The following is a 6,989-nucleotide window of genomic DNA, read 5'->3' on the forward strand; positions in this document are numbered from 1 at the left end:
ACCCTGCTACGCGCCGCGGAGACCGAGGACATCGGCAACCCCGCGGTCAACATCGCGATCTTCGGCGTGTTCGTCGCGATCACGCTCGTCGTGGTGTTCCGGGCGTCCCGCAACAACCGGACGGCGGCCGACTACTACGCCGCCGGGCGCTCGTTCACCGGCCCGCAGAACGGCACCGCGATCGCGGGCGACTACCTGTCGGCGGCCTCGTTCCTCGGCATCTGCGGCGCGATCGCCATCAACGGGTACGACGGGTTCCTCTACTCGATCGGGTTCCTCGTCGCGTGGCTTGTCGCGCTGCTGCTCGTCGCGGAGCTGCTGCGCAACACCGGTCGGTTCACCATGGCCGACGTCCTGTCGTTCCGGCTCCGGCAGCGGCCGGTCCGCATGGCCGCCGCGCTGGCCACCCTGACGGTCGTCTTCTTCTACCTGCTGGCGCAGATGGCGGGGGCGGGCGGTCTGGTCGCGCTGCTGCTGGGCGTCGAGGGGACCACCGGTCAGGGCGTCGTCATCGCCGTCGTCGGCGCGCTGATGATCCTGTACGTCCTGGTCGGCGGGATGAAGGGCACCACGTGGGTGCAGATCATCAAGGCCGTGCTGCTGATCATCGGCGCGGCCGTCATGACGATCTGGGTGCTGGCGCAGTTCGGGTTCAACTTCTCCGACCTGCTGCAGGGCGCGATCGACACCGCCGGCGAGGGTGGTGAGGCACTGATCGCACCGGGCAAGCAGTACGGCGTCAGCGCGATGAGCCAGCTGAACTTCCTGTCGCTCGCCCTCGCGCTGGTGCTGGGGACCGCCGGCCTGCCGCACGTGCTCATGCGCTTCTACACGGTGCCGTCGGCCAAGGAGGCGCGCCGCTCGGTGGTCTGGGCGATCTGGCTCATCGGCATCTTCTACCTGTTCACGCTGGTGCTCGGGTACGGCGCCGCGGCCCTCGTCGGTCCGGAGGCCATCAAGGCGGCACCGGGCGGCGTGAACTCGGCGGCCCCGCTGCTGGCCTACGAGCTGGGCGGCACCGTGCTGCTCGGGCTCATCTCGGCGGTGGCGTTCGCGACGATCCTCGCTGTCGTCGCCGGTCTCACCATCACGGCCGCGGCGTCGTTCGCCCACGACATCTACGCGTCGGTCATCAAGCGCGGCGAGGTCAAGCCGGACGGAGAGGTCCGCGTCGCCCGGATCACGGTCGTGGTGATCGGCATCCTCGCGATCATCGGCGGCATCTTCGCCAACGGGCAGAACGTGGCGTTCCTGGTGGCGCTGGCCTTCGCGGTCGCGGCGAGCGCCAACCTGCCGACGATCCTGTACTCGCTGTTCTGGAAGCGGTTCAACACGTCGGGCGCGCTCTGGAGCATCTACGGCGGGCTCATCTCGTGCCTGGTGCTCATCGCGTTCTCGCCCGTGGTGTCCGGCAAGGTCGACCCGGTGACAGGCGCGAGCCTGTCGATGATCAAGGACACCTCGGTCGACTTCCACCTGATCTCCCTGGAGAACCCGGGGCTGATCTCGATCCCGCTCGGGTTCCTGCTCGGGATCCTGGGCACGTACCTGAGCAAGGACACGTCCAGCCCGGAGAAGTTCGCGGAGATGGAGGTCCGGTCGCTGACCGGGGCCGGCTCCGAGAAGGCGGTCGTGCACTGACCCGCTGACGCACCACCCTCGGGCGGTCGGCCTACGCGGTCGGCCGCCCGAGGTGCGTCACGAAGATCGCGGTGCCGGGGATCCGCGCGCCCCGCACCGGCCCCCAGCCGCCCCACGTCCGGTCGTGCCCGACCGGCCACTCGGGCTCGACCAGGCGGTCGAGCACGAAGCCGGCGGCCACCAGCTCGCCCACGTGGTCACCGAGGGTCCGGTGGTACTCGGCGTAGAGCACGCCGCCCGACTCGCCGAGCTCGGCGTACGGCGTGCGGTCGAAGTACGAGCGCGCGGCCGTCAGACCGGCCTCGCCGGGATCGTCGGGGAAGGCCCAACGGACCGGGTGCGTCACGGCGAAGACCCACCGGCCGCCGGGGCGCAGCACACGTGCCACCTCCGCGTGCACGCGGTCGGCGTCGGGCACGAACGGCAGGGCCCCGAACGCCGTGAACGCGACGTCGAACGACCCGTCGGCGAACGGCAGCACCCGGGCGTCGGCCTGGACCAGGGGAGTCGTGCGGCCCACCTCGGCGTCGTAGCGTGCGCCGGCGGCCAGCATCCCGGCGGAGACGTCGGTCGCGACGACGTCGACGCCCTCGCCGACGAGCCAGCGCGCGCACTGCGCGGCCCCCGCGCCGATCTCGAGCACGCGGGCGCCGGTGAGGTCCCCGAGCAGGCGCGCGTCCTTCTCCCGCACGCCCTCGGGGCACCAGCAGAAGTCGGCCGGACCGAGGAAGGAGCCGTGCTCGTCGAGGTACTCGTCGGCGTTCGCGTCCCACCACCCGCGGCTCGCGGCCCCACCGGCCGCGGCCGGGACGTCGAGGTAGCCGGCCTCGGCCAGGGGATCGTCCATGGGACCAGTGTCACCTCTGAGGGCTGGTGCACCTGGATACGCTGTCCGCACGGCAGCCCGACGATGCGCTCCGGACAGTGTGTCCCCGCGACAAAGGAGTGCCAGCGTGCGAGTCGGACTGCTCACGGGCGGCGGAGACGTGCCCGGTCTCAACGCGGCCATCCGCGCCGTCGTCAAGCGTGGCGAGGGCGAGTACGGCCACACCATCATCGGCTTCCGGAACGGCTGGCGCGGTGTGGTCGACGGGTTCAGCGTGCCGCTCACGCGCCAGCACATCCGCAACCAGCTCGCGGTCGGCGGCACGCTCCTGGGCACGGCGCGGTACCACCCGCACGCGTCCGACGGAGGCCTGGACGCGGTGCTCTCGACGCTCGAGTCGGAGCGGATCGAGGCCCTGATCTGCATCGGCGGCGACGGCACGCTGCACGCCGCGAGCAAGGTCGCCGAGGCGGGCGTGCGCATCGTCGCCATCCCCAAGACCATCGACAACGACGTGTGGGGCACCGATCAGTCGATCGGCTTCGACACCGCGGTCTCCATCGCGACCGAGGCGATCGACCGCATCCACACCACGGCGGAGAGCCACAACCGGGTCATGATCGTCGAGGTCATGGGCCGGCACGCGGGCTGGATCGCCGCGACGTCGGGCATCGCCGGCGGGGCCGAGATCGTGCTGGCCCCCGAGGCGCCGTTCGACATCGACAAGATCGAGCGGTTCCTCAAGCACCGGCACCGCGCGCACGCCAGCTTCTCGATCATCGTCGTCGCCGAGGGCGCGGTCCCCGCGCCGGGCACGTCGATGGACTACGAGACGCCGATGGGCAAGTTCGGCGACATCGTCGCGGGCGCCATCGGTGAGCGGCTCAAGGTGGAGATCGAGAAGCGCACGGGCTTCGACACGCGGGTCGTCGTGCTCGGTCACGTGCAGCGCGGCGGGATCCCGACGCACGTCGACCGCATCCTGGGGTCGCGGTTCGGCGTCGCGGCGATCGACGCGGCCAGTGCCGGCCAGTCGGACGTCATGACCGCTCTGCGCGGCGAGTCCGTCCAGATGGTGCCGCTCAGCGAGGTGGCCGGCAAGGTCAAGTACGTGCCCGAGGAGCTGCTGGCGGTGGCGCGCGCCCTGGCCTGATCGGCTTTGACCTGCCCATAGTCACCCCGATAGGGTGGACGGCGGTGCCGCGCGCCTTGTTGCGTCGGCGTGTCCCTGAACGCACTGCTCGTGCGTGGCTCTCTTCGCGGGAGTCCGGGGGCGTCCAGCCAGCTCGCTCGTGGTCACCAGCTACGCATGTCACCGTGCCGCCGGCACAACGTTCAGCCCGTACAACATCCCTGTCCGCATCGGAGCCCATCCCTACATGAGCATCACCACCCCCGCGAAGCCCGCCACCCCGCAGGTCGCGATCAACGACATCGGCTCGGCCGAGGACTTCCTCGCCGCGATCGACGCCACCATCAAGTACTTCAACGATGGCGACATCGTCGAGGGCACCATCGTCAAGGTCGACCGCGACGAGGTCCTTCTCGACATCGGTTACAAGACCGAGGGCGTCATCCCCTCCCGTGAGCTGTCCATCAAGCACGACGTGGACCCCGGTGAGGTTGTCAAGGTCGGCGACGCAGTCGAGGCCCTCGTCCTCCAGAAGGAGGACAAGGAAGGCCGGCTGATCCTGTCCAAGAAGCGCGCACAGTACGAGCGCGCCTGGGGCACGATCGAGAAGATCAAGGAGGAGGACGGCGTCGTCACCGGCACCGTCATCGAGGTCGTCAAGGGCGGCCTCATCCTCGACATCGGTCTGCGCGGCTTCCTGCCCGCGTCGCTGGTGGAGATGCGTCGCGTCCGCGACCTCCAGCCGTACGTCGGCAAGGAGATCGAGGCCAAGATCATCGAGCTCGACAAGAACCGCAACAACGTGGTCCTGTCGCGCCGTGCGTGGCTCGAGCAGACGCAGTCCGAGGTGCGCTCCACCTTCCTGCAGACGCTGCAGAAGGGCCAGGTCCGCCCCGGTGTCGTGTCCTCGATCGTCAACTTCGGTGCGTTCGTGGACCTGGGTGGCGTGGACGGGCTCGTGCACGTCTCCGAGCTGTCCTGGAAGCACATCGACCACCCGTCCGAGGTCGTCGAGGTCGGCCAGGAGGTCACCGTCGAGGTTCTCGACGTCGACTTCGACCGCGAGCGTGTCTCCCTGTCGCTGAAGGCGACGCAGGAGGACCCGTGGCAGGCCTTCGCCCGGACGCACGCCATCGGCCAGGTCGTCCCGGGCAAGGTCACCAAGCTGGTTCCGTTCGGTGCGTTCGTGCGCGTCGAGGACGGCATCGAGGGCCTCGTGCACATCTCGGAGCTGGCCGTGCGCCACGTCGAGATCCCGGAGCAGGTCGTCCAGGTCGGCGACGACGTGTTCGTCAAGGTCATCGACATCGACCTGGAGCGCCGCCGCATCTCGCTGTCGCTCAAGCAGGCGAACGAGGGCTTCGACCCGGCCAGCGAGGACTTCGACCCCGCGCTGTACGGCATGGCGGCCGAGTACGACGACGCCGGCAACTACAAGTACCCCGAGGGCTTCGACCCGGCCACGAACGAGTGGCTCGAGGGCTTCGAGGCTCAGCGCGAGGTGTGGGAGGCGCAGTACGCGCAGGCCCACGAGCGCTGGGAGGCGCACCGCAAGCAGGTCGCCGACGCCGCGAAGGCCGACGCCGAGGCTGCCTCGGCCGGTGCCGACGGTGCGACGTCGTCCTCCAGCTCGTCGAGCTCGTCCGCCGGCCCCGTGCCGTCGACGTACTCGTCGTCCACCGAGGAGGCCGCGGGCACGCTCGCGTCCGACGAGGCGCTCGCCGCTCTGCGCGAGAAGCTCACGGGCAACTGATCCACGCCTGACGCTCGAAGGCCGGTCACCCTCGCGGTGGCCGGCCTTCGGCGTCCCCGGACTCGGCGCCCGCAGCGCGGGCGGTGCAGGATGGGCGGATGCAACGCATCGGTCTGACAGGCGGGATCGCGGCCGGCAAGTCCGTCGCGGCACGGCGGCTGGGCGAGCTCGGGGCGGTGGTGATCGACTCCGACGTGCTGGCACGCGAAGCCGTGGCCCCCGGCTCGGCGGGGCTGGACGCGGTCGCCGAGGAGTTCGGCGCGGGGGTGGTCGCGGCGGACGGGTCCCTGGACCGCGCGGCGCTCGCCTCGATCGTCTTCACCGATCCGGAGGCACGGGCCCGGCTCGACGCGATCGTGCACCCGATCGTGCGCCGGCTCTCCGCGGAGCGCGAGGCGTCGTCGGCCGTCACGGACCACGGCGCGGTCGTCGTGCACGACATCCCCCTGCTGGTCGAGACCGGGCAGGCCGACGCCTTCCACGTGCTCGTCGTGGTGCACGCGCCGGCGGTGCTCCGCGTGGAACGCCTGGTGCGCCTGCGCGGCATGGACCGCGCCGAGGCGGAGGCGCGCGTGGCGGCGCAGGCGAGCGACGACCAGCGCCTGGCGGTCGCCGACGTCGTGCTGGACGGCACGGGCAGCGACGACGACCTCCGCGCCCAGGTGGACGCGCTGTGGGACCGGCTCGCCGTCGAGCGCGCCGACGAGCTCGCCGCCGAGACGCCGTGACGCGCGTCCTGCTCACGGGGTTCGGGCCCTTCGACGGTCAGAGCGTCAACGCGTCGTGGCTGGCCGTGACCGAGGTGGTCGCGCGGTGGGCCGGTCCGGACGAGCTCGTGGCGCGCGAGCTGCCCGTGTCGTTCCGGGGTGCGCGGCAGCAGCTGCGGTCCGCGGTCGCGGAGGTCGCACCGGACCTGGTGGTCTCCGTGGGGGAGGCGGGCGGGACGTCGGTCGTCCGCGTCGAGCGGGTGGCCGTGAACGTGATCGACGCACGGATCCCGGACGTCGACGGGTCGGCGCCCATCGACGTGCCCGTCATCGCGGGGGCTCCCGCGGCGTTCTTCTCGACCCTCCCGGTGAAGGCCTGCGCGGCCGCGGTCCGGGAGGCGGGCGTGCCGGTCGAGGTGTCCACCAGCGCCGGCCTGTACGTGTGCAACGCGACCTTCTACGCGCTGCAGCACCTGCTGGCGGGGCGGGCCGGCGTCCGCAGCGGGTTCGTGCACGTCCCGCGGACCCCGGAGCAGGTGGCCGACGGCGAGCCCTCCCTCGCGGTGACCGACTCCGCCTCCGGGCTCCTCGCCGTCCTGCGCGCGGCGCTGTCGACCACCACGGACCTGCGCGTGTCGGCGGGCACCCTGGCCTAGCCGGACCGCCGCGTGTCGGTGGTGGCACGTACGGTTGTGGCATGCGTCCAGTCACCGACCTCCAGCGGACCGTCGCGCCGTTCGAGGTGATCTCCGAGTACACGCCGTCGGGTGACCAGCCGAAGGCGATCAAGGAGCTGTCGGCCCGCATCAACGCCGGCGAGAAGGACGTCGTGCTGCTCGGCGCCACCGGCACCGGCAAGTCCGCGACCACCGCCTGGCTGATCGAGCAGGTGCAGCGCCCGACGCTGGTCATGGCGCCGAACAAGACGCT

At 71.2% G+C, this 6,989-nt stretch carries 7 protein-coding genes; 6 read left to right on the forward strand and 1 reads right to left on the reverse strand.

The features are described from left to right. The first annotated feature begins 3 nt into the window (after positions 1 to 3). On the forward strand, positions 4 to 1,641 hold the full coding sequence (locus ACXJKG_RS17900) for a solute symporter family protein (protein ID WP_456847101.1): 1,638 nt from the start codon (positions 4 to 6) through the stop codon (positions 1,639 to 1,641). Positions 1,642 to 1,672: 31 nt separating this feature from the next. Here the strand turns inward: ACXJKG_RS17900 and ACXJKG_RS17905 are convergent, their stop codons facing one another. Then, positions 1,673 to 2,488 (reverse strand): class I SAM-dependent methyltransferase, encoded by an 816-nt coding sequence (locus ACXJKG_RS17905; RefSeq protein ID WP_456847095.1) that lies wholly within the window; start codon positions 2,486 to 2,488, stop codon positions 1,673 to 1,675. A gap of 106 nt (positions 2,489 to 2,594) precedes the next feature. Between ACXJKG_RS17905 and ACXJKG_RS17910 the strand changes: the two genes are divergently transcribed. The 5 genes from ACXJKG_RS17910 to ACXJKG_RS17930 all read left to right on the forward strand — a co-directional run. Continuing rightward, positions 2,595 to 3,620 carry a 6-phosphofructokinase gene (locus ACXJKG_RS17910; protein WP_456847096.1) on the forward strand — a complete coding sequence of 342 codons (1,026 nt, stop codon included), beginning with the start codon at positions 2,595 to 2,597 and terminating at the stop codon, positions 3,618 to 3,620. Positions 3,621 to 3,846: 226 nt separating this feature from the next. Continuing rightward, positions 3,847 to 5,352, forward strand: a complete 1,506-nt coding sequence (gene rpsA, locus ACXJKG_RS17915) for a 30S ribosomal protein S1 (protein WP_456847097.1) — start codon at positions 3,847 to 3,849, stop codon at positions 5,350 to 5,352. Between the two features lie 98 nt (positions 5,353 to 5,450). Beyond that, the gene (gene coaE, locus ACXJKG_RS17920) at positions 5,451 to 6,080 is read left to right on the forward strand and encodes a dephospho-CoA kinase (protein ID WP_456847098.1); all 630 of its coding nucleotides are present in this window, start codon (positions 5,451 to 5,453) and stop codon (positions 6,078 to 6,080) included. Further along, entirely contained in the window at positions 6,077 to 6,715 is a 639-nt protein-coding gene (pcp, locus tag ACXJKG_RS17925) for a pyroglutamyl-peptidase I (RefSeq protein ID WP_456847099.1), read from the forward strand. Before coaE ends, pcp begins: the two co-directional genes overlap by 4 nt. Before the next feature lie 41 nt (positions 6,716 to 6,756). After that, a partial coding sequence (locus ACXJKG_RS17930; RefSeq protein WP_456847100.1) for a DEAD/DEAH box helicase family protein occupies positions 6,757 to 6,989 on the forward strand: 233 nt, incomplete at its 3' end.

Source organism: Cellulomonas sp. P5_C6, assembly GCF_054049635.1.